The organism is Volucribacter amazonae, from assembly GCF_029783845.1.
GTDB classification, from domain to species: Bacteria; Pseudomonadota; Gammaproteobacteria; order Enterobacterales; family Pasteurellaceae; genus Volucribacter; species Volucribacter amazonae.
In genome coordinates this window covers 396,481-422,712 of the sequence record NZ_LWID01000001.1, presented here as the reverse complement: position 1 = coordinate 422,712, position 26,232 = coordinate 396,481, and the positions used below count along the sequence as shown (strand labels likewise).

Here is a 26,232-nt window from a genome sequence, read left to right as displayed (position 1 = left end):
GTAAAGTAAGATTTCCATTTACACCCCCGCCATATCTAAACTCACTGGCTGATATTTACCTTGCTCATCGCGCTCATAAAAGCGGATATAATCTTTACTGCTGACCACCTGCATACTGTCCGAAATAGCTTGCATGGCTTTTAGCCAACGCTCATCTTGAATATCCACCTTTCTTAATGAGAAAATGCGAGCAGTGCTTAAGTTACCTTCTTTATCCACTTGGAAAGCGTTATCAATTAAGGAGCGCAGCTCGGGACGGGCTTCAACTGACCATTCGTGCAAACATTCATCAATCAAGGTTTTGGCGGCGTGAATACGCTCATCAAACCGAATATGGTCAGATACCGCCACCTGTAATTTATATTTACCGTCATAGGTAAAGAGGGTTAAATTCCCTTTACGCCCGCCCATTTTTACCCCGTATTTTTCGGAAGACAGGTCAACAAATGCCCCAACATCATTGAAAACTTGTTGCTTAAAGGCTTTCATTGCCTGTTGTACATTCATTGCCTTTTCAACAAAATCACGCACTAGGGCATCACGCGCTTTATCTATTTCCCTCACTAACTTCATCGGGGGTTAAATGCCCTTTCGCATCTTTCCAGTAAGTTTTGCCTTCAATTACAGTTTTGCTCATAATGTCTCCTTGTTTTTATTTAAAATTGCTACAACTTTTATTGCTCTAAAACTTCAAAATGACTAATCCCATGTACCAGCACATCAATAAGTTGATTAGGGTTGTTGTGGTTTTCTTCTCCCCATAAAACACAATATTTAACAAATAAAGGGTCTTTTCGAGTAATCAGATATATTTTTCCTATTTCCAGCACGTTTTATTCTCCTATGTCGTTATAAAAATCCGTATTCGAGTAATGCTTAATCAGCCAGTCTTGGATATATTTTTCCTGCTCTGGCGTTAAATTTGGCTGAAATTCGCCATATTCTTGTTTCCATTCTTGCCTTGCCTTTTCTTGCCAGCAAGATTGATCGCAGATGTCTTGTTCCGCTTGCTGACAGGCTGATAACAGTAGCGGTATGATTAGGGTTACATATTTTTTCATCTTAAACCCCTCGCATTTGAGCTTGTGCCTGTAACACCAAATCTAAAGTAATCAGCGTGCCGTTGCCCTTGGCGGCAATACCTGCTAAACGTAAATACTGAGTTAAGGCTCGTAAACCGCCTGCCTCTTTACCGATTTCATATAAAACGGTCATCAATTCTTTAGGATCTGTATTAGATTAGCAGTTATGATAGACTGCAAAAATGAAGATAACTCATTGTAAATTAAAAAGAAAAATGCAGCTAAAACTCCTTGAGTTTTTTGTTCTTGAAGTAACGGCAAGAGCAGCGGCTGATCTATTAGGAATAAATCCTAATTCTTCAGCACTTTTTACCGTAAAATTCGCCAAGTGATTGGCTATCATCTTGCCCTGCAAGCTCACGAAGTTTTTGAAGGGGAAGTTGAACTTGATGAAAGTTATTTTGGTGGTGTTAGGAAAGGAAAACGAGGACGTGGAGCGGCAGGAAAAATCGCTGTTTTCGGTATGCTAAAACACCAAGGTAAGGTTTATACCATTGTAGTTGAAAATACACAGACGAAAACTTGACTTCCTGTTATTAAAAGAAAAATTCAACCAGATAGCATTGTATATACGGACTATTACCGCAGTGATGATGTTCTTGATGTGAGTGAGTTTAAACATTATCGGATTAATCATCAAAGCCATTTTGCGGTAAAGAAAAATCACATCAATGGCATTGAAAATTTCTGGAATCAAGCCAAACGCATATTAAGAAAATATAATGGTATTGACCGAAAATCCTTTCCTTTATCCTTGAAAGAATACGAGTTTCGGTTTAACTTTGAGACACCTTCTCAGCAACTTAAAATCTTGCGAAAATGGTGTGGAATTTAGGGCTAATCTAATACAGCCCCTTAGTTTATTTAGACTTTGTGATAAACAGAAAAAAATGTTTTAATATCAACAGCGGAAGATTTTGTTATTAAAACCTTAAGTAATCAAAAAGAGAACTCCGAGCCACTTGCGGATTATAAAGTAGCCTAAGCCTTTAAAAGGCAATACTTATCTAAGGGGCGTTTTTCCTTAAATCGTCCCATTGGCACGGAATCATAATACAGAGAACAGGTAATTTTAATCAACGCAAGAATATTAATTTTGTGGTACATCTCACATTATTTAAAGGCGTTTACACATAATTTAAACACGATTTAAACGCTATTTCTTGTTTCTAAAACTGAATGAAAATAAACAAGACTTTTAACCCCAATTCCAGATTTTTCTAAAACTACATATTACCCAATAAAAAAAGGGCTGATTTTCCTCTCAACTCTTGATTTTATTGATATTGTTCCACTTAATTCCGTTTATTCCCACATAATTCCTAATTTCTAATACTGGGTGATGTTTAACATCCATTACACCAACTTTAATAAAAAAACTCCTCAATATTGAGGAGTTTTTTTAGATTATTTTGCCGCTTTTAACTGTTGATAGTAGTTTTCATAGATTTCAACGGCATCACTAACATCATCTTGCCAGTAGCTGTTGTTTAGCACTTCAGCTGTTGGATAAATAGCAGGATCTTGGGTAATTTCTGTAGGTAATAATGCTAGCGCCTCTTTGTTAGAGGTAGGATAACCGATTTCTAGGGTTAGTTTTGCTGCAGTATCTTTACCAAGCATATAGTTAATAAGTTTATGAGCACCATCTGGGTTTTTAGAGGTTGCTGGAATAGCTAGCGTATCTACCCATAATACTGGACCTTCTTTTGGGAACACCATATTAATTGGGGCATGTTCTTTTTTCGCAATACGCACAGAACCATTCCATAATTGACCAATGTCAGTTTCGCCAGAAATAAAGGTATTAGCAGGATTATCTGAAGTGAAAGATAAAATATTTGGGCGAAGTTTTAGCAATTCTTCATAAGCTTGTTTGATTACTTCAGGATCTTTAGTATTTGGATCTTGACCTAATTTTAATAACGCAATGTTAAAGACTTCACGTGCGTCATCTAATAATTGAATTTTGCCTGCAAACTCAGGTTTCCAGAAATCTCCCCATGAAGTAAATTCGCTACCATCACCATAAACATCAGTATTAAATGCAATACCTGGTGCACCTAATAATTGTGGTAAAGAATATTTGTTACCTTTATCATAAGGTTTATCCAACATATTTGGATCAAGTTCTGCAATAACGGGTAGTTTGCTATGATCCAATTCCATTAGCATGCCTTCACGAGCCATTTTAGATACGAAATAATTTGATGGAGCAATAACATCATAACCACCGTTCGCCCCTTGGGTTTTTAATTTCGCATACATGGTTTCGTTTGATTCTAAACTTGAAACGATAACTTTGATACCTGTTTCTTTAGTAAATTCTTCAAGTAAACCTTCTGGTACATATTCAGTCCAAGTATAGAGATACACAGTATCATTTGCTGGAGCCGGTGCTGAATTTTCAGCGGTTTTTGTGTCTTTGTCGTTACAACCAGTGACGGCAACAGCCACAAGGCTTGCTGCAAAAAGACCTGCTAATTTTTTCATTCTATCATCTCCTGTTAGGGGGAAAAATTACCTTTTCTACTACTAGAAAAGAACAAAAAAACGCCTTGACAGCGTCAAGGCGTATTGTATGTGGTATTCAATCATTTGTGAAGTAATTATTTACCTTTTCTTGCAACAAGTTGACTGAGGATAACTAAAATTAATGAGGCGACAATCATAATTGTTGCTAAAGCATTGACTTCAGGCGTTACCCCTGTTTTCACTAATGAGAATATTTTGAGTGGTAAAATTTCATAACTTACGCCCGTTACAAAAGAAGAAACCACAACATCATCAAGGGAAACGGTAAAGCTAAGTAGCCAACCTGATACGACCGCAGGTAAGGCGAGAGGTAGAATGATTTTACGTAAAATAGTAAATTCGCCTGCACCAAGATCTTTAGCTGCCTCAAGCATTTTTACATCAAAGCCTTGTAAACGGGAGAATACAGCCACAACCACATAAGGCAAGCAGAAAGTAACATGGGCAAATAGTAATGACCAAAAGCCCAATGAAATGCCTACGAGCATAAATAAAGCAAGTAAAGATACCGCCATAACAATATCAGGCGACATCATTACAATAAATAACATTCCACCTACCGCTTGTTTGCCACGAAAACGGTAGCGATAAAGCGCAATAGCAGTTAAACCACCGATGATGGTTGCTAAAGTGGCGGCAAAAAAGGCAATGGTTACCGAGTGAATAGCCGATTGGATTAAGGTATCGTTATTAAATAAACGTTCATACCAATTCCAGCTAAAACCTTTCCAAGTTAAACCATAACGATCTGAATTGAAAGAATTCACCACCAAAATAATGATTGGGATATATAAATAGGCATATACCACAAACATAAAAATATTGCGTAGTAAACGACCTATCATCTATTCTAACTCCATTTTTTTGTTTAACAATTTGTTGGCACGATAGTAGATAAAAATCAATAATGCCATTAACAAGGTTAATGCAATACTAATCGCTGAGCCAAATGGCCAGTTACGAGAAATCAAGAATTCGCTCTTAATGACATTCCCTACTAACAAGACTTTGGCACCCCCAAGTAAATCCGCAACATAGAACATACCCATTGCAGGCAATAACACCAATAAGCAACCAGCGACAATACCGGGCATTGTTAAAGGAATGATTACATGAATAAAGCGTTGTATTGCATTTGCACCTAAGTCTTTTGCCGCTTCTAATAGGCGTAAATCAAGTTTTTCAATGGTGGCATATAATGGCAAAATCATAAAAGGTAATAGGATATAAACTAAGCCAATGATTACCGCAATTTCTGTATTTAAGATACGAATAGGTTCATCAATAATCCCTAGAGCAATCAAGCTATTATTTAAAATCCCCTTAACACCAAGAAAGATTTTCATACCGTAAATACGAATTAATGAATTTGTCCAAAAAGGGAGAATAACCAAGAATAACAAAAACGGACGATATTTACGATTGATTTTGCTAATCATAAACGCAAAGGGATAACCAATAATCAAACAGATTATTGTGGCTATACCTGACATATAGAGCGAATTCCACATTACTTTAGCGTATAAAGGTTCAAATAAACGTTTATAGCTATCTAGTGAAAAAGTAAACTCAATAAAATTGCTACTATCTCGGGTTAAAAAGCTCGTGATAAGTACGAGCAAATTGGGTATTAATACAAAGAAAATTAACCAAGCGAAAATAATAGCAACGGTAATATTCTGAAATTTACGCGTTGTCATTTTCATCTTTTAGTACCACTTCCCATTTATCAATCCAAGTTACCCCTACTTTTTGATCTAATGAATGATCAATATTTGGGTCATCTTCGTTAAAGAATTCGCTAACTAACACAGTTTTACCATTATTATCCAATTCTACGGTGGATTCTAAAGTCATACCTTTATAGTTACGTTCACGAATATGTCCAATAAAACCATTTGGCGATTGCTCGTTTTCATCAAGCTCTTCTAATAAAATATCTTCTGGACGGAGTAAGACATGAATTTTATCGCCTGCATTGAGTGCAAGATTGGAGTAAATTTCGCAAATGCGTCCTTCAATATCAGCACGAATACGTTCTTCATCAATACGCTCAAGCATCGTACCATTGAAAATGTTGATTTCACCAATGAATTTTGCCACAAATAAGTTTTTTGGCTCTTCATAGATTTCTCGAGGTGAACCATCTTGTTGAATATTACCACCACGCAATACAATAATACGATCGGACATGGTTAATGCCTCTTCCTGATCGTGGGTTACAAAAATAAAGGTAATACCGAGTTGGCGTTGCAAGGCTTTTAGTTCATTTTGCATTTGCTTACGTAATTTATAATCCAACGCCGAGAGAGATTCATCAAGCAATAAGACTTTAGGTTTATTAACCACCGCTCGAGCAATAGCAATACGCTGTTGTTGTCCACCAGATAACTGAGCAGGTTTACTATCGGCATATTCCTCAAGTTGTACCATACGTAATGCTTCCATTACACGAGGCTTAATTTCAGCATTGGGTACTTTTTGCATACGCAAACCAAAAGCCACATTATCAAAAATCGTCATATGTGGAAAAAGTGCGTAGCTTTGGAACACCGTATTGACATGGCGTTGTTCAGCAGGAATATCGGTAACATCTTCACCATCAAGGATAATTTGACCGCCGTCTAATTCTTCAAAACCAGCAATTAAACGCAAAATGGTTGTTTTACCACAACCAGAAGGCCCTAGAATGGTTAAAAACTCTCCATGATTAATGGTTAAATCAATATTATTCACTACTGTTTTATTGCCATAAGTTTTCTTTATGGAACGAAGCTCAATAATTGGCTTGTTTTGAACTAAATTTTCCACTAGCTTTGGTTTTCTCCCTCAGTTATCACAGTACTGTGATTAAGATCAACAAAATGCAAATAAATAGCGAAAAGTCTTATTTGCTACCTAAAATTTCAAATGTTAAATGATATAGTGATTAGCACATAATGAAAAGGGATTAATCGCATTTTTTCTGAAAAAGTGATAGGATTTTTAACAAACGGCGTAAAATTGAGAATACCTTATGCAACTCCAACAACAAAAACAATTATTGCTAGAACGTTTTTTAAACTATGTCAGCATTGATACCCAATCTAAAGTAGGGGCAAAACAATCGCCAAGTAGTCAAGGACAAATAAAATTAGCCAAATATTTAATGCAAGAATTGACCGCACTTGGGTTACAGCAAGTAAATATGACAGAACATGGCATTGTAACCGCTTATTTACCTTCCAACCAAAAACGAGCACCGACTATTGGTTTATTCGCTCATTTAGATACTTCGCCACAAATGACAGGCAAAAACGTCAAACCTGAAATTATTGAAAATTATCGTGGTGGTGATATTGCATTAGGGATCGGCGATGAATTTATTAGTCCCGTTTATTTTCCTTTTTTACAAGGTTTGGTGGGAAAAACCCTAATTGTTACTGATGGAACAACCTTATTAGGCGCTGATAATAAAGCAGGAATTGCGGAAATTATGACCGCACTTTCTTACCTAGTTAGCACAAATAAACCACGTGCAAACTTACGCATCGCTTTTACACCTGATGAAGAAATTGGCTTAGGTATGAATTTTTTTCCTATTCAACAATTTCCTTGTGATTTTGCTTATACCATTGATGGTGGCGAAGTTGGCAGTTTAGAATATGAAAATTTCTATGCAGCACAAGCGGTTATTACCATTTATGGACGAGCGATCCATACAGGTTACGCCAAAGGGAAATTAATTAATGCACTTGCTTTAGCATGTGAATTACAACAAGCCTTTCCGCAAGCTGAAACCCCAGAAAATACCGAAGAAAAACAAGGTTTTTTTCATTTAGATCAATTTGTTGGCGATATTGAAAAAGTTGAATTGCATTACCTTATCAGAGATTTTGATAAAACAAACTTTACCGCAAGAAAACACTATATACAACAACTTGTTGCACAATTTAATCAACAAAAACAACTCCCACAACCGATCCAAGTAGAGATTGAAGATAATTACATCAATATGTACGAAAAAGTACAAACTGTACCACAAGCCATTCAATTAGCAGATCAAGCAATGCGTTATTGTGGTATTACCCCATTACATAAACCGATCAGAGGGGGGACAGATGGAGCAAAATTAGCCGAGCTTGGCATTGCCTGTCCAAACTTATTTACTGGTGGCTACAATTTTCATAGCAAGCATGAGTTAATTACACTAGAAGGAATGTTAAGTGCTGTTGAGGTAATCGTAACGATTGCAGAATTGGCGGGGGAAAATTTTTAGTAACATTTGGTCAAGGATAAGACGCTAGGGAGTCGTTATGAATAATCGCCATAAAATTATTTTAGCATTATTAAATGATTTAAAAAAATTATCGGTACATCAATTAGCTGAACGATTAAATGTTTCTCTTGAAACGATACGACGAGATTTAGCTTTGCTTTCACAAGCTGGATTGATTTATCGTACTCATGGTGGTGCAGTTAATAAAGAAACGAAAGATATAGGTGCACCATTCCAGATTCGGCAACGAACACGAGCTGAACAGAAAAAATATATTGCATCATTAGTTGCTGATTATTTTTTTGAAGATATGGTATTAGGACTTGATGCCAGTTCTACCAGTTGGTATGTTGCACAACTTATTCCAGATATGCCTTGCACAGTAGTGACGAATTCAATGCATAATATTAATGCACTGGCGAGTAAAACCAAGATTAGAACTATTGCCACAGGGGGGATTTACTCTGCTAAATACCACGCTTTTTATGGTCCGTTATCTGAACGTTTATTATCAAGATTGCATATTAATATTTCTATTTTTTCTTGTGTAGGATTAGATGATACTGGGGCAATTTGGGAATCAAATGAACTTAATGTTTCAATTAAAAATAAGTTTATAGAAACATCTGAGCAAAATTTTCTTGTGATTGATGCCTCTAAATTTAATAAAAGAAATTTAATTAAGTTAGCAGATCTATCCGAATTTGATATTCTATTTAGCGAAAAGAACTTGCCTGAATCAATAATAAAATATTGTGATAAGCATAATGTTATGATTGTCCAATAGAGATTCTCAATTTCATTTCTTTAGCCTGACTGTTTTGGCTGATTTGACTGTTTATGATTAAATCACAATATTTCAGTCAAAAATGATTTCCTATTTTTATCTTAATAACCTATTTTTTGTGACTTTATTCACAGAATTCCTATTAAATCCTAAATTTTCTTTTTTTATTTTGAATGATATTTGATGATATTAGCAAATCTTGTTGCTTTTGTTATTTATGAAGTTGGAAATAAATAACAAAGAAGTAATAAGGTTTATTAAATAGCAGTAATCAATAAATACTATTCTTATAAAAGGAGACAATGATGAGCCAATATAGACCAATTAAAATCGGAATTCGCCCTACTATTGATGGTAGAAGAATGGGAGTAAGAGAGTCTTTAGAAACGCAAACTATGAATATGGCGAAAGCTGTTGCAGATCTATTACAACGCAATGTTCGTTATGCTGATGGGCGTTTTTTAGAATGTGTCATTGCGGATAGTTGTATTGGGGGTGTGGCTGAAGCGGCTGCTTGTGCGGATAAGTTCAAAGATGAAAATGTAGGGGCGGTGATTACGGTAACTCCCTGTTGGTGTTATGGTAGTGAAACCATTGATATGGATCCGCATATGCCAAAAGCAATTTGGGGATTTAACGGTACAGAAAGACCGGGTGCGGTATATTTGGCGGCAGCATTAGCCGGACATTCTCAATTTGGTTTACCTGCTTTTTCTATTTATGGTGAGCAAGTACAGGAAGCTGATGATGAGTCAATTCCTCTTGATGTTCAACAAAAATTATTGCGTTTTGCGAAAGCTGCATTAGTAGTTGCTACATTAAAAGGAAAATCTTATTTATCTATTGGGGCCGTATCAATGGGAATTGCAGGTTCAATAGTGGATCAATCTTTTTTTCAACATTATTTAGGTATGCGTAATGAATATGTGGATATGAGTGAAATTAAGAGAAGATTGGAATTGGAAATTTATGATAAAGCCGAGGTGGAATTAGCTCTGTCTTGGGTAAAACAGTATTGTCAAGAAGGAATAGATGTGAATAAAGCTGAATATCAGCGTTCAGCAGAACAAAAAGAAAAGTTATGGCAAGATTTAGTCAAAATGACTGTAATTACTCGAGATTTAATGGTGGGTAATCCAAAATTAGCCGAACTAGGTTATGGTGAAGAAGCATTAGGACATAATGCCATTGCAGCTGGTTTCCAAGGGCAGCGTCAATGGACGGATTTTATGCCAAATGGTGATTTTATGGAGGCTATTTTAAATTCTACCTATGATTGGAATGGGGTTAGACCTCCTTATATTTTAGCCACTGAAAATGATTCATTAAATGGCGTAACGATGTTATTTGGCCATTTGTTGACTGGGCAGGCACAAATTTTTGCCGATGTGAGAACTTATTGGAGCCCTGATTCTGTAGAGCGCGTAACAGGTTATCGTCCACAACAAGGATTTATCCATTTATTAAATTCTGGTGCGGCAGCCCCTGATGGCACAGGACAGCATCAAGATCAAAATGGTAATCCAGTGATTAAGCCTGCTTGGGAGGTTACGGAACAAGATGGTCAACGTTGTTTAGCACATACAAAATGGTGTGCAGCAGTGCATGAATATTTCCGAGGTGGTGGGTATTCCTCTCAATTTCTGACTAAAGGTGATATGCCATTTACTATTAGTCGAATCAATATTGTAAGAGGATTAGGCCCTGTTTTACAAATAGCAGAAGGTTGGTCGATAGATTTACCTGAGAAAGTACATCAGCAATTAAGTCAACGAACCAATGAAACTTGGCCTTGTACTTGGTTTATTCCTCGTTTAACGGGTACTGGTGCATTTACCGATGTTTATTCTGTAATGGCAAATTGGGGAGCTAATCATTGTGTTGCAACTTACGGACATATTGGTGCGGATTTGATTACTTTAGCTTCAATGCTACGTATACCCGTATGTATGCATAATGTTGATAATAAACATATTTTCAGACCAAGTACGTGGAATGCTTTTGGGCAAGATAAAGAAGGGCAAGATTATCGTGCCTGTGAAACTTTCGGTCCTTTATACAAATAATGAAGATGATTGGGGCATTTTGTCCCAATTTTATCAGGAGGAATATATGCCGATTAGTTTAATTTTAGATTGTGGAGCAACTAATGTTAGAGCAGTGGCTATCGATCATCAAGGTAAGTTATTAGCAAGTTACCATTATGCCAATCAAGTGAATTCACAAGGAAATAACGGCTATTTGGTTTGGGATTTTGAAACAATTTATCAAAAATTAATCGCAGCGGCTCAACATACAATCTCACAACTCACACCAGAATTTATTGAGGATATTGTTGCAATAGGTGTAACAACTTTTGGTGTTGATGGTGCACCTTTTGATAATAAAGGAAACCAGCTGTATCCGATTATTTCTTGGCAATGTCCCCGTACCCTTGAGGTAATGAATGCGTTATACCAACAATTTGATATGTCTCAGTTATATCAAGCTAATGGTATTGCTAAACAAAGTTTTAATACCTTGTTTAAATTGCGTTGGTTACAACAAAATGAGCGTGATATATATCAAAAGATGGCTAAATTTGTTTTTATTTCATCAATGATTAATCAACGTCTTACAGGGCGTTTTACTACCGATCGTACTATGGCTGGCACTTCAATGATGACAAATTTAGTGGGCGATGATTTATGGCATTCTGACGTTTTCGCTTTATTAAACATTGATGAAGGGCATTTTGCAGAAGTCGTTAATGCAGGAGAAATTATTGGTTTATTAGATAAGGATATTGTTAGCCAAATAGGTTTAATTAAACCCATTCCTGTAGTTTCTTGTGGTCATGATACTCAATTTGCCATTTTAGGATCAGGTGCTGGCTTAAATCAGCCAGTATTAAGTTCCGGAACATGGGAAATTTTGATGACGAGAGTAAAAAAGGTGCAAGACTTGTCTTCTTATCAAAATCAAGGATTAACCGTTGAATTAGATGCCCAACAAGGCTTACTTAATCCCGCAATGCAATGGTTAGGTTCAGCAGTATTGGAATGGGTGGGAAGAACATTCTTTGCCGATGTTTATCAACAGTCAAATTACTATACTACGATGATAAATGAAGCAGAACAAGCAAGGGAAAGCACTAATCCAACGAAGTTTGTAGGAAAATTTGATATTTCTGAGCCGACTTCCCAGCTAACAGGTTTATCTATCCATACCCGTAGGGGACAGATTTACCTCGCAGCATTATCTTTTATGGCAGAGCAACTTAGAGTGAATTTGCAATGTTTGCAAGAACTAGCCAATTTTACACCGACAAAGTTAATTTGTGTTGGTGGTGGATCAAAAAATCGGTTGTGGAATCAACTACGTGCCAATGCAATACAGTTGCCGATAGATATCGTTGATGTTAGTGAAACAACGGCGTTAGGGGCGGCGATGAATGTGTTTTATGGAATAGGCATTTATCAAAGTATTGAACAAGCTCAGCAATTAATGCAGGCATCTTATCAAAGAATTTACCCAAATTAGGAGAAACAAATGCTTAAAGGAATTCACCCAAGTATCTCACCAGATTTATTAAAAATTTTAGCTGAAATGGGGCATGGCGATGAAATTGTTTTAGCTGACGCCCATTTTCCTGCGCATCAACTACATCAAAAAGTAATTCGTAGTGATGGTGTATCTATTGTGACATTACTCAGTGCAATAACGCCATTGTTTGCTTTTGATGATTATGTTGATAGCCCGCTTACTATGATGCAAGCCGTTTCAGGAGATTATTTAGATCCTCTCGTTGAGCAAAGCTACCAGCAGTCTATTGGTCATTATATTGATGTACCAACTATTCATCGTATTGAACGTTTTGAATTTTATCAGCGAGCGAAAGAGGCTTATGCAATTGTGATGACAGGCGAAACGGCGAAATACGGCAATATTATTTTGAAAAAAGGGGTAACACCCATTGTAGAAAATTAAGGATAAATGATGAACAGATCAATTCTTGCAAAAAAAATTATAGAAACTTGTTTAGCAATGACCAAATTAGGACTTAATCAAGGGACAGCTGGCAATGTCAGTGTCCGATATCAAAATGGTATGCTGATTACCCCAACGGGTATGCCTTATGAATTGATGACAGAGGAAAGCATTGTTTATGTTGATGAATTTGGTAAATATGAACAAGGAAAATTACCCTCTAGTGAATATTTATTCCATCTAGCCGTATATAAAACACGCTCAGATATTGGCGCAGTCGTACATAACCATTCTGTAAACTGTGCTGCCTTGTCAATTCTTAATAAAGGTATCCCACCTATTCATTATATGATTGCAGTCAGTGGTACAGATCATATTCCCTGTATTCCTTATGCAACTTTTGGAACAGCCAAATTAGCTGAATATGTAGCCGCAGGCATTAAGCAGTCTAAAGCGATTTTATTAGCACACCATGGTTTAATTGCTGCAGAGCAGAATTTAGATAAAGCCTTATGGTTAGCGAATGAAGTAGAAGTATTAGCAAAATGGTATTTGATGTTATTAGCTACAGGAGAACAAATTCCATTATTAAGTCAGGAGGAAATGGCAATTGTATTAGAAAAATTTAAATCCTATGGATTAAGAATTGAAAAATAAAAAGAATTTATAAAAGGAGACAAATAATGAAACCAACGATTTTAGAAAGAAAATATATTATTCCCTTTATATTAATTACCAGCTTATTTGCACTCTGGGGATTTGCAAATGATATTACTAACCCTTTAGTGGCAGCGTTTCAAACAGTAATGGAAATACCTGCTTCAGAGGCAGCGTTAGTCCAATTTGCCTTTTATGGAGGCTATGGCACAATGGCGATTCCAGCAGCTTTATTTGCTAGCCGTTATAATTATAAATATGGTATTTTATTGGGATTAGCCCTGTATGCAATAGGGGCTTTATTGTTTTTTCCAGCGGCTAAGTTTGAATTGTTTAGTTTTTTCTTATTATCGCTTTATATATTAACCTTTGGTTTAGCTTTTCTTGAAACAACAGCTAATCCTTATATCTTATCAATGGGCGATCCTCAAACGGCAACAAGACGTTTAAATTTGGCACAATCTTTTAATCCTCTGGGTTCAATTACAGGAATGTTTGTTGCATCAAGTTTTATTTTAGCTAACTTACAATCGGATAAACGTGATGAACAGGGGAATTTGATTTTTGAGAGTTTATCAGCGGCTGAAAAAGCCATAGTCAAAACCAATGATCTTGCTATCATTCGTGATCCTTATGTGATATTAGGGCTTGTAGTCATTACTATTTTTATAATTATTGCCTGTTATAAAATGCCAAATACACGTATAAATTCTGCTAAATTAGGTTTTGCTGAAGCTGTGAAACGTTTGTCTTCAAATGCTAAATATCGAGAAGGCGTGATTGCTCAATTATTTTATGTTGGCGTACAAATTATGTGTTGGACTTTTATTATCCAATATGCCGAAAGATTAGGCTTTACTAAAGCAGAAGCACAAAATTACAATATGGTCGCTATGGGACTATTTATTTGTAGCCGTTTTATTAGCACAGCATTAATGAAATATCTAAAAGCAGAATTAATGTTATTAATTTTCGCTATTGGTGGCGGCTTGAGTATTTTAGGTGTGATATTTATTGACGGCATAATGGGGTTATATTGCTTGATATTAACATCAGGATTTATGTCATTAATGTTTCCAACTATTTATGGGATTGCATTATATGGATTAAAAGAAGAAACAACGATAGGTGCTGCAGGATTGGTTATGGCCATTGTTGGTGGAGCATTAATGCCACCGTTACAAGGACTTATTATTGATCAAGGCGAAGTATTTAATTTACCAGCGATTAATTTTTCTTTTGTCCTACCTTTAATTTGCTTTGTGGTAATAGGAATTTATGGGTATAGAACACTAAGAATTTTAAAATAAATATATATGAAATTTTAAACGACTAAAAATCAAGCGGCTAATGACTTAGCCGCAAAATTTATTCTTCCGTATCCAAAAGATCGGCAAATTGAGCATTTAAAGCCTTGGCTAAATCTTGAGGGTTAATTTCTATATCTAACCCTCGTTTTCCACCTGAAATAAAAATTGTTGAAAAACCGACCGCACTTTTATCAATAATCGTTGTCAGTTTTTTCTTTTGCCCTAAAGGGCTAATCCCGCCGATTAAATATCCTGTGGTTTTTTGTGCTACCTGTTTATCCGCCATTTCTGCTTTTTTACAACCCAAAACCTTCGCCACCTTTTTTAAACTTAATTGATAAGCCACAGGAATGACCATGACCGCTAATTTCTTTTGATCATTGTTTTGAGCAATAAGTAAAGTTTTAAAGGTTTGTAAGGGAGATAAACCTAATTTTTCTACAGCCTCTTCACCAAAATGAATATTGTCAGGATCATGTTGATAACTGTGTAATTGAAACACAATTTGGGCTTTTTTTAAAAAATCTATGGCAGGTGTCATAGCATATTCCTTCTTTCTTGCATAAAATAGTACCGATATTTTACAGCGGAGAAAAAAATGAATACAAGTTTAAATATTGCCATAGCTGCGGAATTTAGTTTAACCCATAAAATTGTTAGTTATTTAGAACAAACTGAACTTGCTATTGGGCAACTTAGCATTGCGGATATTTATCCTTTTAATGAAGAACAAGGCATACGCTTTCATAATAAAAGTATTGCTCATCAAGATTTTGCCGAAATTGACTGGCATAATGTCAATTATCTCTTGTTTGCGGGGGATATTGAAAAAGTCAATTTGTTACCACAAGCTACCCAAGCTGGCTGTATCGTCATAGATATTCAGGGAGTTTGTGCTAGTTTAGAGGGCGTTCCTGTTGTAGTGCCAAGTGTAAACGAACAACAATTAACTCAATTACGCACCCATAATATCGTGAGTTTACCTGATCCACAAGTTACTCAAGCCGCTTTGGCTTTAAGTGCCTTTAGTCACGAAAATCTTAATCAAGTATTTATTACTAGTTTACTGCCAGCTTCTTATTGTAGCCACGATCAAGTAGAGCAATTAGTAGGGCAAACTGCACAATTACTTAATGGTATTCCTCTTGATGAACAACAGCAACGTTTGGCTTTCAATGTATTGCCCCAAGTTAAAACGAATTTGAGTTTACAATTAACTAAAATTTTTCCTCAGTTGACACAGATAATTTTTCATCAAGTTCAAACGCCAGTATTTTATGGTATGGCGCAAACCTTAACATTAAGCTTTGATTATGTTATTGAGCCAACGCAGGTAGTGGCACAATGGCAACAACATCCTTTGATTAAATATTATGATCAACCCTTAATGACGCCAGTTACAAATGGTGAAATGGAAAATGATCAATCATATTGCCATTTGCATATTAGTCAATTAGAACAAGTTGAGGAACAATTGACTTTATGGACTGTGAGCGATGAACAACGTTTCTCACAAGCACAAATGGCAGTGGAATTGTTGATAAGGATAAACCAGCAAGAAGGATAGTTTATATTTTCGTCCCTTTGAAAAAAGGGGCGAAACTATTAACAATCTCAGAGAATTAACAGTAAAAATAATCTCAAAATTCACCGCACTTTGAGGTTTAATACTAATTCGCTCAACGAGTGAAATAGACTATTAATTTGCTAAAAGAAAAGTAACCCTTTTAAAAACTTATCGCCACTTCCCCGTAAATTTGCTAAAATTTTGCAGAAAAACCACGATAGTTTTTCAATTTATTTTTAAATAACCTAATTGGAAATATTTCATCATGGAAAATCAATCTTTTCTACAACGATTTTTTAAAATCAAACAACATCATAGTAGCGTAAAAACAGAAATTATCGCTGGTATTACCACCTTTTTTACCATGGTCTATATTGTTTTCGTCAACCCGTCTATTTTAGGGGTAACAGGTATGGACACGCAGGTCGTTTTTGTGACTACTTGCTTAATTGCCGCTATCGGCACTATTGCAATGGGACTATTTAGTAATTTACCTATTGCCTTAGCGCCTGCTATGGGCTTGAATGCTTTTTTTGCTTATGTAGTTGTATTGAAACTTGGATATAGTTGGCAAGTGGCAATGGGAACGATTTTTTGGGGATCTATCGGTTTATTTTTATTAACATTATTACAAATCCGTTATTGGCTTATGTCCTCAATTCCTCTGGGACTTCGTGTGGGTATTGGGGCAGGAATAGGACTATTTATTGCCTTAATTGGATTTAAAAATATGGGATTAGTGGTAGCCAATCCTGCCACTTTAGTAACGGTGGGAGATTTACATTCACCACAATTATTATTAGGTGTTTTAGGCTTTTTTATTATTGTGGCAATGGCAGCGAAAGGACGTCATTCAGGGGTATTAGTATCCATTATTGTGGTTACTGCTCTAGCCTTGTTATTTGATGATAATGTGCAATTTAATGGTGTAATGTCTATGCCACCGAGTTTAACCCCTGTTGTGGGACAGGTGGATATTGCTGGGGCATTAGATACCGCATTAATCGGCATTATTTTTTCCTTTATGTTGGTTAATTTATTTGATTCTTCAGGAACATTAATTGCGGTAACCGATAAAGCAGGCATTGCTGATAACAGAGGGCGTTTCCCAAAAATGAAACAAGCCTTATTTGTGGATAGTAGCAGTGCAGTATTAGGTTCTTATATGGGTACATCAGCCATTAGTACTTATATTGAAAGTGGTTCAGGTGTTTCCGTAGGTGGAAGAACGGGATTAACCGCAGTGGTTGTCGGCGTATTATTTTTATTAACTATTTTCTTTTCCCCTTTAGCCGCAGTCGTACCAGCCTACGCAACAGCAGGAGCATTAGTATTTGTGGGTATCTTGATGGCATCAAGTTTAATTAAGGTGCAATGGGACGATCTGACCGAAGCAACGCCTGCATTTATTACTGCCGCAATGATGCCATTTACTTACTCCATTACGGAAGGAATTGCTTTTGGCTTTATTGCTTATTGTGTAATGAAAACCTGCACTGGACGAATTAAAGAAATTAATTTACCAGTGGCTATTGTGGCATTATTATTTTTAGTAAAATTTATTTGGGTTGGTTAATTTACCCCATTGTTACAAAATAGAAAGTGATATAAGCGCAGGGCTTATATCACTTTATTTCTTTAATTTTATAGTCGTTCTACTTTAAAATAATACAGAGTTGGCACGCCTCGTTGTACTCTTTTTACTGTCTTCGGCGTACCGCCTTATTTTAAATTGAAACGACTATATCTCCTCCGCTTTTGCTAACGGGGTTCGCCTCTTTTACAAAGGGGACGGCCTACTTTCTTTACTCGTGTAAAGAAAGTAGGCAAAGAAAACACGCCCTAGAAAAAGCCTTTATCCAGCCTTTCACTAAGAACGATATAGTAAAACCCATTAAAAATCGCCACACAACCACATAAAATAAAAGAATAAACGGTCGATGCAATTTAACTGCCATTCTTTGCGTTTTTGCTTTATCCAAGCCCAAGTACGTTCAATTGGATTAAGGTCAGGACTGTAAGGTGGGAGCCAGAGAATGGTGTGCCCCGCGGCTTCTATCAATGCTTTTGTGTCTGAACCTTTATGAAAAGCGGCATTATCCATCACAATGACACTGTTATCAGGAAGTTGCGGAAGTAATCACTGCTCGACCCAACCATGAAAAACATCGCTATTGATACTGCAATCATACAGCCCCACAGCAAAGAGCTGTTGATTAAGTACAGCACCGATGGCATTACGCTGGTTTTTAAGTTGCCAGTTGGATTGGCTAAGACAAGGCTTACCTCTTTGAGCATACCCATGCAGTCTGTTGTCATGCATTTTAAATCCGCTCTCATCTAAATAAATGATTTTTCTTCTCGCTTTTTTAAATGCTTTTAGTGCATTAAGAAAAGACTTTCGTTTTTCAGTATCTGCTTGAGAATGTGCTAACGTCTTTTTTTACGCGTTATTCCTAGCCTTTTCAAAGCTGTACAAATGGCGTTTGGGCTACAACCTAAACGCTGTGCTCGCTGCCATTGATAATCATCGGGATAAGCTTCAACATCGGCTTTGAGGAGCTCGTTATCAATCTTATAAGGTTTAACAATACGTTTCTTTCGTTCAGGGTTTTTCTTCCATCTCTGGATGGTATTGGTACTGAGCTGAAACGCTTGTGCCAATTCTCGAAAGCTTGCGCCACCTTTGAGTTTAGCTAATATCATTTGTCGGTAGTCTTTTGAGTATGCCATGTGAATATTGTAGCGTATTTAATTGGATTTTACTATATACGAATAATTTTGGAACTCGCTACGCTCAAACAGTCAAAATTATTCTATCGTTCTAAGCTCAGGCTGGGCTTTTTAAGGGGGATAAGGGAACGTTATTGTTATTTTTGCGGTAAGTTATTGATAATAAATTATTTTTAAGTTTTAGTTTTGTTCTAAAGTGCGGTCAATTTTTTAATTTTTTCCTAAAATATAGATATTTCCGATCTTTCCCCCTTAAAAATTCCCTGTGTAAAACTTAGAACCATAGGCATATTTCTGCTGGTCAGATAACAGAGGACTGATGACAGAAGACAGTATTCACTTTAAATATCAATAAATTAGCGTTTTTATTATTCTGTCTTCTGATAAGCAAAGAAAGTAAGTCGTCCAACGGGAAAAAACTGTTAACCAAGGCGGAGAATTAACAGCAAAAAAATCTTAAAATAAACCGCACTTTTCTTATTTTATTTTCTCTAACTTAGCAAGTAACACCTGTTCAGGCATACTTTGTAATTTTCGCATACGATAAAATAATAAAATTGCTGCTAAAGTTAAGCTGACAATAAAACCAAACCAAAATCCTGCCGCCCCTAAATGGGGAACAAATATATCGGTCATCGCTAGCAAGTATCCTAAAGGCATACCAATTATCCAGTAACAAAATAATGTAATATAAAGAATGGCTTTAGTATCTTTATAGCCTCTTAATGCGCCGCTTACTACCACTTGAATCGTATCTGAAAATTGATATAACGCCGCTAATAACAATAAATAAGCAGAAATAGCGATAACCTCTATTTCTTTGATAAAAATTGCGGCAATTTGATAACGAAATAAGACGGTACAGCTGGCGGTAATGACGGCGATAAATAGACCGACACCTATGGCGGTATAGGTAATTTGTTTGGCACGAGCAGGTGAGCCTTCGCCAAGGCGTTGTCCGACTAAAATGGTGGTTGCCATACCTAATGACATAGGTAACATAAAAATAAAGGAGCTGGTATTTAATGCTACTTGGTGAGCGGCGACGGTTGTTGCCCCCAATGGCGATAAGAATAGTGAAGCTAACGCAAATAATGCCACTTCACCACATAGAGCGAGTGCAATGGGGAAACCTAAATTGAGTAATTTTTTTATGGTAGGTAAATGCGGTTTTTCAATAATTTTCACAAATAATTGTAAATCTCGTTGATGACTGGCGTGCTTACAATAAAGAATCATCATAATACACATTAACCAATTCACAATCGCCGTAGCAATGCCACAACCTACTGCACCAAAGGCAGGCAAGCCCAATTTGCCATAAATAAAAATATAATTAAGCGGAATATTGATTAACAAACCTAGCAAAGTAATGACCATTGCGGGTTTGGTTTTGGCTAAGCCGTCATTTAAACCACGAAAATTAATCAGTAACAAATAAGCAGGCAATCCCCATAGCATTGCTTTTAAATAACCAATGGTAATATCGGCTAAATGTGTTTCCATTTGCATAAAGTGGATTAAAATATCACTATGATAAATTAATAATCCTAAAGGAAGGCAACTGATGAGGACAATCCAAATGCCTTGCCGAATTTGATGAGCAATGCGTTGCCGTTGCCCTGAACCATTAAGATAGGATATGGTGGGCGGTAAAGCCAGTAATAAGCCTTGACCAAACAGAACCAGCGGTAACCAAATTGATGCTCCTACGGAAATTGCTGCCATATCCGCTGCACTTACTCGCCCTGCCATAATGGTATCCACTAATCCCATGGAGTTTTGGGCAATTTGTGCTAATAAAATGGGAAAGGCAATATAAATTAATTGTCTTATTTGCTGATAAGAGGAAGAAGAAAAGGTTTTTTTCATAAAATAACATTAAAAAATTTACTAAATCAGTCTATAATTGCAATATATTTTTGGTTAAATTGAGAGAACAATATGTTTACAGGAATTGTTCAAGGTGTCGCCCAAATCGTGGCGATCAGCGAAAAACAGGATTTTAAAACACACTGCATTAAAATGCCACAGGAAATGTGTGAGAATTTAACAATAGGCGCTTCTGTGGCACATAATGGGGTGTGTTTAACCGTAACCCACATTGACGGCGATCAAATTAGTTTTGATTTGATGCAAGAAACCCTAAGAATAACAAATTTAGGGGAAGTAAATGTGGGGGATTTTGTGAATATTGAACGAGCCATGAAAATGGGCGATGAAATTGGTGGGCATCTTTTATCGGGGCATATATTTTGTACGGCTGAAGTGAGCCAAATTATTCGTAGTGAACATAATTATCAACTTTGGCTCAAGTTACCACAACAAGCCATAATGAAATATATTTTAGCAAAAGGCTTTATTGCCGTTGATGGCATTAGTTTAACTATTGGTGAGGTAACTCAGCAATCATTTTGTGTTAATTTGATCCCTGAAACCTTAAATCGTACCTTAATTGGTAAAAGAAAACTTGGCGATAAAGTGAATATTGAAATTGATACACAAACCCAAGCGATTGTTGATACGGTAGAACGCTATTTGCAACAAAAGCATCAATAAAGTGCGGTCTATTTTTGCAAAATTTTTAACTCAAATTTGATTAGGTGTAGCATGAAATTAAATATTCCCACCTTTTTAACCTTATTTCGTGTGGTATTAATTCCCATTTTTATTCTTGTATTTTATTTACCTTTTACTTGGGCGCCCTTTGCCACAGCACTTATTTTTATGCTAGCTTCAATAACAGATTGGCTAGATGGTTATTTGGCTCGCAAATGGAAACAAACCACCCGTTTTGGGGCTTTTCTCGATCCCGTAGCGGATAAAGTTATGGTGGCGGCAGCCTTAGTATTAGTTGTGGAATATCATCATTCTTTTTGGATTACCATTCCAGCGATTATTATGATTTCACGGGAAATTATTATTTCTGCCTTGAGAGAATGGATGGCTGAAATAGGAAGTCGTAGCAAAGTAGCTGTATCTTGGTTAGGCAAAGTAAAAACGACGGCACAAATGCTATCTTTAATTGCCTTATTATGGCGACAAAGTCCCTTAATGGAAATTATCGGTGTAATCTTTTTATATATTGCTGCGATATTAACGGTTTGGTCAATGTTACAATATCTAAAAGCCGCTAAAGGTAGCTTATTAGATGATATTGAAACGTAAATTAAGCAGATTGAATTTTTTTTAAGCGTTTAGCAAAAGATTTCACAAAATTTATTTGACTGAACGGAATAAATCAGTAAAATGCACCTCGTTGTTTAGCACAATGGGTTAAACAAAATTAGCGGGAATAGCTCAGTTGGTAGAGCACGACCTTGCCAAGGTCGGGGTCGCGAGTTCGAGCCTCGTTTCCCGCTCCATTGCCCGAGTGGTGAAATCGGTAGACACAAGGGATTTAAAATCCCTCGGCTTTCGGGCTGTGGCGGTTCAAGTCCGCCCTCGGGCACCATTCAAAAATATCCCTTTTAATCAGGCGTGTTAGCAAAGCGGTTATGCACTGGATTGCAAATCCATGTAGCTCGGTTCGACTCCGGGACACGCCTCCATGCTCAATAAAATCAATTACTTATCTTAACTCATATTTTTACTTCCTTTGATTTAAAGTTCGTTAATTTTACTTATTAGCAAGGATTTTTTGCTTTTCAATCCCTCTTTTTTCTCTGTTTAAATTTTATTTTTTGACTGCCTAAAATTTGCATTAAATTTCACTGGTGGCTGTTCAGTGGCTGTTGTGTATTTTTGAGAGGCTTTTTATAAAAAAATCTAGTGGCTGTAACAGCCACCAAAACGAATAAAAAACAATCAAAAAGCAATCAAAGATGACGTAAAATATAAAATATTATTATTTATCAGTATGTTATGAATTTATGTTAATTTTTCAGATCATTTTTAACTGAAAACTACTGAAACTTTTTCAGTTTAGATCGCTATTCTCAAAGATCTGTATTAGGATAGAAATTAAGAGAGAATATTATTAATAGGGGAGCTTGGCTTCCTCTTTTTATTATATGTCGATGAAAAATGGTTAATGATTGTTGATGAAAATGGTAAAGTGGTTGAAATTTATCAATTAGGTAAGGATGCTAAAGTTATTGGGACTGTCCCTATAAAGTAAAAAAGAGGAGTAAAAATGAACCAATTTGAAAAAATAAAACGCGATATTTTTCTAAAAGAGAAACAAATGGAAGAATATAAAAGTTTTTTATTAGAGAGTAAAAATACAGATCTTTCCAAAATTAAAGCTCCAGACTATATTCAAAATGATGATAAAGATCCAGATCGTTTGGCTCGTTATTACCGTTTATTAAATTGGGATCAAGCTAGTGAACAATTAGAACTTTGTTTATTACTCTATTCAGCTGGAGAAAATAAAGAAGTCGTTATTAGCGAAACCCGTCAAATGTTACAACGTTTTCATCGTCATTTTGATCTAGAATTCCCAGATGATAAACTCTATTTATATGAAGCAGATAGTTATGCTTATATTTTATGGTTACTAGGGTTAGCAGTATTAGTCAATGATCAAGAAACCTTAATACGTATTCCACAATGGCTTGGCGGTAGTGATGAAAATGATCCCCTACCTTATGTCGATCCGCCAATGAAAGCCTTACTTGATTTTTTAGGTTATCAAGGGGCTTTATCAGTGGCAGATAAGCCTTTTTTTCCAAAAGCCTGCTATCGTTATTTTCCTGAATTAGTACAAAGCAAAATTGATTCTGAACGTGAAAAGCTATTAATCCAATATTTAAAAGATTGGTATAAATGTAATAAAGACACTTATTGGTATGATAGACATAAGCGAAATGACGGAAAATTCTTTTTCGGTTATTGGGCATTTGAGGCGGGGGCATTGGCGTTGCTATTAAATATTGATATAGAACGTTCAGGTATCGCAGAAAAACCTTTCTTTCCAGCAGATTATGTTCGTTGGGCGAGAGAGATTAGGGGGTAATATTATTAGAGGGAGCTTGGCTTCCTCTTTTTGTTATATGGCGATGAAAAATGGCTAATGATTGTTGATGAAAATGGTAAAGTTGTTGAGATTTATAAATTAGTCGATAAAGGTAAAGATGTTAAAATCGTAGGTACAATTCCAATTAAGGAGTAAATTAATGAGTGAATTTGAAATAAAAAAGTGGGCTATATTTTTAAAAGAGAATCATATGCAAGATTACAAAACTTATTTAATTAAAAATAAGAAAAAAGATGTATTTTCAATAATTGCCCCTGATTATATAAAAGAGGATCCTGATGATCCGAATAGATTAAATTCTTATTACCGTTCATTAAGTTGGCGTCAAATAAATAGTCAAATGGAGCTTTGTCAGTTACTCTATTCTGCGGGTGAAAATAAAGATATTGTTATTAGTGAAACTCGCCAAATGTTAAAACGTTTTCATCGTCATTTTGATCTGGAATTCCCAGATGATAAACTCTATTTATATGAAGCAGATAGTTATGCTTATATTTTATGGTTACTAGGGTTAGCGGGATTAGTCAATGATCAAGAAACCTTAATGCATATTCCACAATAGCTTGGCGGTAGTGATGAAAATGATCCCCTACCTTATGTCGATCCGCCAATGAAAGCCTTACTTGATTTTTTAGGTTATCAAGGGGCTTTAGCCGTGGCTGATAAGCCTTTTTTTCCAAAAGCCTGTTATCGTTATTTTCCTGAATTAGTACAAAGCAAAATTGATTCTGAACGTGAAAGGTTATTAATCCAATACTTAAAAGATTGGTATAAAAGTAATAAAGACACTTATTGGTATAATTACCATAAAGATTGTGAAGAATTCTTTTTTGGTTATTGGTCATTTGAAGCAGGGGTATTGGCGTTGCTATTAAATATTGATATAGAGCGTTCAGGCATAGCAGATAAACCTTTCTTTCCAGCAGATTATGTTCGTTGGGCGGAGAGAGAGTCGTTAGGAAAAATATATAGTAAACCCCATTAAAAATCACCACATAACCACATAAAATAAAAGAATAGACTGTCAATACAATTTAACTGCCACTCTTTGCGTTTTTGCTTTATCCAAGCCCAAGTACGCTCAATTGGATTAAGGTCAGGACTGTAAGGTGGGAGCCAGAGAATGGTGTGCCCCGCGGCTTCTATCAATGCTTTTGTGTCTGAACCTTTATGAAAAGCGGCATTATCCATCACAATAACACTGTTATCAGGAAGTTGCGGAAGTAATAACTGCTCGACCCAACCATGGAAAACATCGCTATTAATACTGCAATCATACAGCCCCACAGCAAACAGCTGTTGATTAAGCACAGCACCGATGGCATTGCTCTGGTTTTTAAGTTGCCAGTTGGATTGGCTAAGACAAGGCTTACCTCTTTGAGCATACCCATGCGGTCTGTTGTCATGCATTTTAAAACCGCTTTCATCTAAATAAATGATTTTTCTCCCCGCTTTTTTAAATGCTTTTAGCGCATTAAGAAAATACTTTCGTTTTTCAGTATCTGCTTGAGAATGTGCTAACGTCTTTTTTTACGTGTTATTCCGAGCCTTTTTAAAGCCGTACAAATGGCGTTTTGGCTACAACCTAAACGCTGTGCTCGCTGCCATTGATAATCATCGGGATAAGCTTCAACATCGGCTTTGAGGAGGTCATTATCAATCTTATAAGGTTTAACAATACGTTTCTTTCGCTCAGGGTTTTTCTTCCATCTCTGGATGGTGTTAGTACTGAGCTGAAACTCTTGTGCCAATTCTCGAAAGCTTGCGCCTCCTTTGAGTTTGGCTAATATCATTTGTCGGTAGTCTTTTGAGTATGCCATGTGAATATTGTAGCGTATTTAATTAGATTTTACTATAGTGATGAAGTCAAATTAATTGCTGGTCAAGATGATATTGAACAAATCATTGCTGAGCGTGTTGAAGCTGAAAAACAACGAGAGCTTGAAATCAAAACGAAAGCCGAACAAGAGGCAAGAGAAAAAGCGGAGCGTGAGGCACAACTCAAAGCAGAGATTGAGGCGAAAACTAACGCACAAGCTAACACTAACGCACAAGCTCACGCCGTTACTCCAGAACCGCAGGCAAACCAAACAGCAGTACAATCAGAGAATCAAAGCTCAGAACATCATCAGCCCGTTTTTAATTTTATGCTACAAATTCCATTTACAGGTACAGTAGAACAAGCCAGAGCTTATTTTGCCCCTGTTAAAGCATTAAATTATCAGGGGATAAGATTGACGAAGTTGAATTGATAAAAAATATAGCATTATCACTTCACGTCAAACCTTAAATTCATTCTGAAAAACTTTCCAAAAACCAACCGCACTTACACTTGATTTTAGGCAAGTGCGGT

The 26,232-nt window shown here is 36.2% G+C and carries 24 protein-coding genes, 3 tRNA genes and 5 pseudogenes; 19 read left to right on the top strand and 13 right to left on the bottom strand.

The genetic code is table 11. The features are described 5' to 3' along the window. Positions 1 to 18: 18 nt before the first annotated feature. The 3 genes and pseudogenes from A6A20_RS02125 to A6A20_RS02115 form a co-directional block, all read right to left on the bottom strand. A pseudogene (locus A6A20_RS02125) lies at positions 19 to 637 on the bottom strand (DUF3164 family protein). A 196-nt stretch (positions 638 to 833) separates the two neighbouring features. Then, complete coding sequence (locus tag A6A20_RS02120; protein ID WP_279571919.1) at positions 834 to 1,061, bottom strand: hypothetical protein; 228 nt, start codon at positions 1,059 to 1,061, stop codon at positions 834 to 836. Position 1,062: 1 nt separating this feature from the next. After that, positions 1,063 to 1,224, bottom strand: a pseudogene (locus A6A20_RS02115) (AAA family ATPase); the annotation flags it as partial. A gap of 40 nt (positions 1,225 to 1,264) precedes the next feature. On the opposite strand from A6A20_RS02115, the pseudogene A6A20_RS02110 reads away from it, so the two are divergent. After that, positions 1,265 to 1,917 (top strand): annotated as a pseudogene (locus A6A20_RS02110) (IS1595 family transposase). A 572-nt stretch (positions 1,918 to 2,489) separates the two neighbouring features. On the opposite strand, the gene A6A20_RS02105 reads toward A6A20_RS02110, so the two are convergent. From A6A20_RS02105 to potA, 4 genes are all read right to left on the bottom strand, one after another. Next, complete coding sequence (locus A6A20_RS02105) at positions 2,490 to 3,575, bottom strand: extracellular solute-binding protein (protein WP_279571918.1); 1,086 nt, start codon at positions 3,573 to 3,575, stop codon at positions 2,490 to 2,492. Positions 3,576 to 3,691: 116 nt separating this feature from the next. Continuing rightward, positions 3,692 to 4,459, bottom strand: a complete 768-nt coding sequence (gene potC / locus A6A20_RS02100; RefSeq protein WP_165865490.1) for a spermidine/putrescine ABC transporter permease PotC — start codon at positions 4,457 to 4,459, stop codon at positions 3,692 to 3,694. Between the two features lie 3 nt (positions 4,460 to 4,462). Continuing rightward, complete coding sequence (gene potB / locus A6A20_RS02095; RefSeq protein WP_279571917.1) at positions 4,463 to 5,323, bottom strand: spermidine/putrescine ABC transporter permease PotB; 861 nt, start codon at positions 5,321 to 5,323, stop codon at positions 4,463 to 4,465. Continuing rightward, positions 5,304 to 6,428, bottom strand: a complete 1,125-nt coding sequence (gene potA / locus A6A20_RS02090) for a spermidine/putrescine ABC transporter ATP-binding protein PotA (RefSeq protein ID WP_279571916.1) — start codon at positions 6,426 to 6,428, stop codon at positions 5,304 to 5,306. The genes potB and potA overlap by 20 nt, the downstream gene beginning before the upstream one ends. 205 nt (positions 6,429 to 6,633) lie before the next feature. Here potA and pepT point away from each other — a divergent pair, with 205 nt between their 5' ends. The 7 genes from pepT to fucP all read left to right on the top strand — a co-directional run bounded on the left by pepT (position 6,634) and on the right by fucP (position 14,598). Continuing rightward, positions 6,634 to 7,875 carry a peptidase T gene (pepT, locus tag A6A20_RS02085; RefSeq protein WP_279571915.1) on the top strand — a complete coding sequence of 414 codons (1,242 nt, stop codon included), beginning with the start codon at positions 6,634 to 6,636 and terminating at the stop codon, positions 7,873 to 7,875. A 37-nt stretch (positions 7,876 to 7,912) separates the two neighbouring features. Then, a complete protein-coding gene (locus A6A20_RS02080) occupies positions 7,913 to 8,662 on the top strand; it encodes a DeoR/GlpR family DNA-binding transcription regulator (protein WP_279571914.1) in 750 nt (249 codons plus the stop codon). 305 nt (positions 8,663 to 8,967) lie between these two features. After that, positions 8,968 to 10,728, top strand: coding sequence for an L-fucose isomerase (gene fucI, locus A6A20_RS02075; RefSeq protein WP_279571913.1), 1,761 nt, complete (start codon positions 8,968 to 8,970; stop codon positions 10,726 to 10,728). A gap of 46 nt (positions 10,729 to 10,774) precedes the next feature. Then, positions 10,775 to 12,184, top strand: a complete 1,410-nt coding sequence (fucK, locus tag A6A20_RS02070) for an L-fuculokinase (RefSeq protein WP_279571912.1) — start codon at positions 10,775 to 10,777, stop codon at positions 12,182 to 12,184. A 9-nt stretch (positions 12,185 to 12,193) separates the two neighbouring features. Continuing rightward, on the top strand, positions 12,194 to 12,631 hold the full coding sequence (fucU, locus tag A6A20_RS02065) for an L-fucose mutarotase (protein WP_279571911.1): 438 nt from the start codon (positions 12,194 to 12,196) through the stop codon (positions 12,629 to 12,631). Positions 12,632 to 12,640: 9 nt separating this feature from the next. Beyond that, positions 12,641 to 13,288, top strand: a complete 648-nt coding sequence (locus A6A20_RS02060; RefSeq protein WP_279571910.1) for an L-fuculose-phosphate aldolase — start codon at positions 12,641 to 12,643, stop codon at positions 13,286 to 13,288. A 26-nt stretch (positions 13,289 to 13,314) separates the two neighbouring features. Continuing rightward, complete coding sequence (gene fucP, locus A6A20_RS02055; RefSeq protein WP_279571909.1) at positions 13,315 to 14,598, top strand: L-fucose:H+ symporter permease; 1,284 nt, start codon at positions 13,315 to 13,317, stop codon at positions 14,596 to 14,598. Positions 14,599 to 14,656: 58 nt separating this feature from the next. On the opposite strand, the gene ybaK is transcribed toward fucP, so the two are convergent. Then, positions 14,657 to 15,139: a Cys-tRNA(Pro) deacylase gene (ybaK, locus tag A6A20_RS02050; protein WP_279571908.1), complete on the bottom strand. Its 483-nt coding sequence runs from the start codon at positions 15,137 to 15,139 to the stop codon at positions 14,657 to 14,659. Positions 15,140 to 15,196: 57 nt separating this feature from the next. Between ybaK and A6A20_RS02045 the strand changes: the two genes are divergently transcribed. Next, complete coding sequence (locus A6A20_RS02045; RefSeq protein ID WP_279571907.1) at positions 15,197 to 16,165, top strand: oxidoreductase; 969 nt, start codon at positions 15,197 to 15,199, stop codon at positions 16,163 to 16,165. A 265-nt stretch (positions 16,166 to 16,430) separates the two neighbouring features. Continuing rightward, positions 16,431 to 17,741 (top strand): NCS2 family permease, encoded by a 1,311-nt coding sequence (locus A6A20_RS02040; RefSeq protein WP_279571906.1) that lies wholly within the window; start codon positions 16,431 to 16,433, stop codon positions 17,739 to 17,741. Positions 17,742 to 18,059: 318 nt separating this feature from the next. Here the strand turns inward: A6A20_RS02040 and A6A20_RS12725 are convergent. From A6A20_RS12725 to A6A20_RS02020, 3 genes and pseudogenes are all read right to left on the bottom strand, one after another. After that, positions 18,060 to 18,515, bottom strand: a pseudogene (locus A6A20_RS12725) (transposase). 80 nt (positions 18,516 to 18,595) lie between these two features. Further along, positions 18,596 to 18,898, bottom strand: a complete 303-nt coding sequence (locus A6A20_RS02025; protein ID WP_279571903.1) for an IS630 transposase-related protein — start codon at positions 18,896 to 18,898, stop codon at positions 18,596 to 18,598. Positions 18,899 to 19,375: 477 nt separating this feature from the next. After that, positions 19,376 to 20,770: an MATE family efflux transporter gene (locus tag A6A20_RS02020; RefSeq protein ID WP_279571902.1), complete on the bottom strand. Its 1,395-nt coding sequence runs from the start codon at positions 20,768 to 20,770 to the stop codon at positions 19,376 to 19,378. Between the two features lie 72 nt (positions 20,771 to 20,842). On the opposite strand from A6A20_RS02020, the gene A6A20_RS02015 reads away from it, so the two are divergent. The 8 genes from A6A20_RS02015 to A6A20_RS01980 all read left to right on the top strand — a co-directional run bounded on the left by A6A20_RS02015 (position 20,843) and on the right by A6A20_RS01980 (position 24,864). After that, positions 20,843 to 21,457: a riboflavin synthase subunit alpha gene (locus A6A20_RS02015; protein ID WP_279571901.1), complete on the top strand. Its 615-nt coding sequence runs from the start codon at positions 20,843 to 20,845 to the stop codon at positions 21,455 to 21,457. Between the two features lie 51 nt (positions 21,458 to 21,508). Then, entirely contained in the window at positions 21,509 to 22,066 is a 558-nt protein-coding gene (pgsA, locus tag A6A20_RS02010) for a CDP-diacylglycerol--glycerol-3-phosphate 3-phosphatidyltransferase (RefSeq protein WP_279571900.1), read from the top strand. Positions 22,067 to 22,187: 121 nt separating this feature from the next. Further along, positions 22,188 to 22,263, top strand: a tRNA-Gly gene (locus A6A20_RS02005). Between the two features lie 2 nt (positions 22,264 to 22,265). Further along, positions 22,266 to 22,352: transfer RNA gene (locus tag A6A20_RS02000), tRNA-Leu, on the top strand. A 23-nt stretch (positions 22,353 to 22,375) separates the two neighbouring features. Continuing rightward, positions 22,376 to 22,449 (top strand) — tRNA-Cys (locus tag A6A20_RS01995). 584 nt (positions 22,450 to 23,033) lie between these two features. Then, positions 23,034 to 23,858 (top strand): PoNe immunity protein domain-containing protein, encoded by an 825-nt coding sequence (locus tag A6A20_RS01990; RefSeq protein WP_279571899.1) that lies wholly within the window; start codon positions 23,034 to 23,036, stop codon positions 23,856 to 23,858. 160 nt (positions 23,859 to 24,018) lie between these two features. Further along, positions 24,019 to 24,441, top strand: a complete 423-nt coding sequence (locus A6A20_RS01985) for a PoNe immunity protein domain-containing protein (protein WP_279571898.1) — start codon at positions 24,019 to 24,021, stop codon at positions 24,439 to 24,441. 48 nt (positions 24,442 to 24,489) lie between these two features. After that, positions 24,490 to 24,864 (top strand): PoNe immunity protein domain-containing protein, encoded by a 375-nt coding sequence (locus A6A20_RS01980; RefSeq protein ID WP_279571897.1) that lies wholly within the window; start codon positions 24,490 to 24,492, stop codon positions 24,862 to 24,864. On the opposite strand, the pseudogene A6A20_RS01975 reads toward A6A20_RS01980, so the two are convergent. Then, positions 24,861 to 25,385, bottom strand: a pseudogene (locus A6A20_RS01975) (IS630 family transposase); the annotation flags it as partial. The gene A6A20_RS01980 and the pseudogene A6A20_RS01975 sit on opposite strands and share 4 nt — an antisense overlap. 11 nt (positions 25,386 to 25,396) lie before the next feature. After that, positions 25,397 to 25,699, bottom strand: a complete 303-nt coding sequence (locus tag A6A20_RS01970) for an IS630 transposase-related protein (RefSeq protein ID WP_279571896.1) — start codon at positions 25,697 to 25,699, stop codon at positions 25,397 to 25,399. Between A6A20_RS01970 and A6A20_RS01965 the strand changes: the two genes are divergently transcribed. Beyond that, entirely contained in the window at positions 25,700 to 26,131 is a 432-nt protein-coding gene (locus A6A20_RS01965) for a hypothetical protein (RefSeq protein ID WP_279571895.1), read from the top strand. The last annotated feature ends 101 nt before the right edge of the window (positions 26,132 to 26,232 follow it).

Excerpts from the sequence above, each read along its gene's own strand:
- A6A20_RS02120 (WP_279571919.1), bottom strand. The coding sequence starts at position 1,061 with ATGAAAAAATATGTAACCCTAATCATACCGCTACTGTTATCAGCCTGT.
- A6A20_RS02105 (WP_279571918.1), bottom strand. The coding sequence starts at position 3,575 with ATGAAAAAATTAGCAGGTCTTTTTGCAGCAAGCCTTGTGGCTGTTGCC.
- potB (WP_279571917.1), bottom strand. The coding sequence starts at position 5,323 with ATGAAAATGACAACGCGTAAATTTCAGAATATTACCGTTGCTATTATT.
- pepT (WP_279571915.1), top strand. The coding sequence starts at position 6,634 with ATGCAACTCCAACAACAAAAACAATTATTGCTAGAACGTTTTTTAAAC.
- A6A20_RS02080 (WP_279571914.1), top strand. The coding sequence starts at position 7,913 with ATGAATAATCGCCATAAAATTATTTTAGCATTATTAAATGATTTAAAA.
- fucI (WP_279571913.1), top strand. The coding sequence starts at position 8,968 with ATGAGCCAATATAGACCAATTAAAATCGGAATTCGCCCTACTATTGAT.
- fucK (WP_279571912.1), top strand. The coding sequence starts at position 10,775 with ATGCCGATTAGTTTAATTTTAGATTGTGGAGCAACTAATGTTAGAGCA.
- fucU (WP_279571911.1), top strand. The coding sequence starts at position 12,194 with ATGCTTAAAGGAATTCACCCAAGTATCTCACCAGATTTATTAAAAATT.
- A6A20_RS02060 (WP_279571910.1), top strand. The coding sequence starts at position 12,641 with ATGAACAGATCAATTCTTGCAAAAAAAATTATAGAAACTTGTTTAGCA.
- fucP (WP_279571909.1), top strand. The coding sequence starts at position 13,315 with ATGAAACCAACGATTTTAGAAAGAAAATATATTATTCCCTTTATATTA.
- ybaK (WP_279571908.1), bottom strand. The coding sequence starts at position 15,139 with ATGACACCTGCCATAGATTTTTTAAAAAAAGCCCAAATTGTGTTTCAA.
- A6A20_RS02045 (WP_279571907.1), top strand. The coding sequence starts at position 15,197 with ATGAATACAAGTTTAAATATTGCCATAGCTGCGGAATTTAGTTTAACC.
- A6A20_RS02040 (WP_279571906.1), top strand. The coding sequence starts at position 16,431 with ATGGAAAATCAATCTTTTCTACAACGATTTTTTAAAATCAAACAACAT.
- A6A20_RS02025 (WP_279571903.1), bottom strand. The coding sequence starts at position 18,898 with ATGGCATACTCAAAAGACTACCGACAAATGATATTAGCTAAACTCAAA.
- A6A20_RS02020 (WP_279571902.1), bottom strand. The coding sequence starts at position 20,770 with ATGAAAAAAACCTTTTCTTCTTCCTCTTATCAGCAAATAAGACAATTA.
- A6A20_RS02015 (WP_279571901.1), top strand. The coding sequence starts at position 20,843 with ATGTTTACAGGAATTGTTCAAGGTGTCGCCCAAATCGTGGCGATCAGC.
- pgsA (WP_279571900.1), top strand. The coding sequence starts at position 21,509 with ATGAAATTAAATATTCCCACCTTTTTAACCTTATTTCGTGTGGTATTA.
- A6A20_RS01990 (WP_279571899.1), top strand. The coding sequence starts at position 23,034 with ATGAACCAATTTGAAAAAATAAAACGCGATATTTTTCTAAAAGAGAAA.
- A6A20_RS01985 (WP_279571898.1), top strand. The coding sequence starts at position 24,019 with ATGAGTGAATTTGAAATAAAAAAGTGGGCTATATTTTTAAAAGAGAAT.
- A6A20_RS01980 (WP_279571897.1), top strand. The coding sequence starts at position 24,490 with ATGAAAGCCTTACTTGATTTTTTAGGTTATCAAGGGGCTTTAGCCGTG.
- A6A20_RS01970 (WP_279571896.1), bottom strand. The coding sequence starts at position 25,699 with ATGGCATACTCAAAAGACTACCGACAAATGATATTAGCCAAACTCAAA.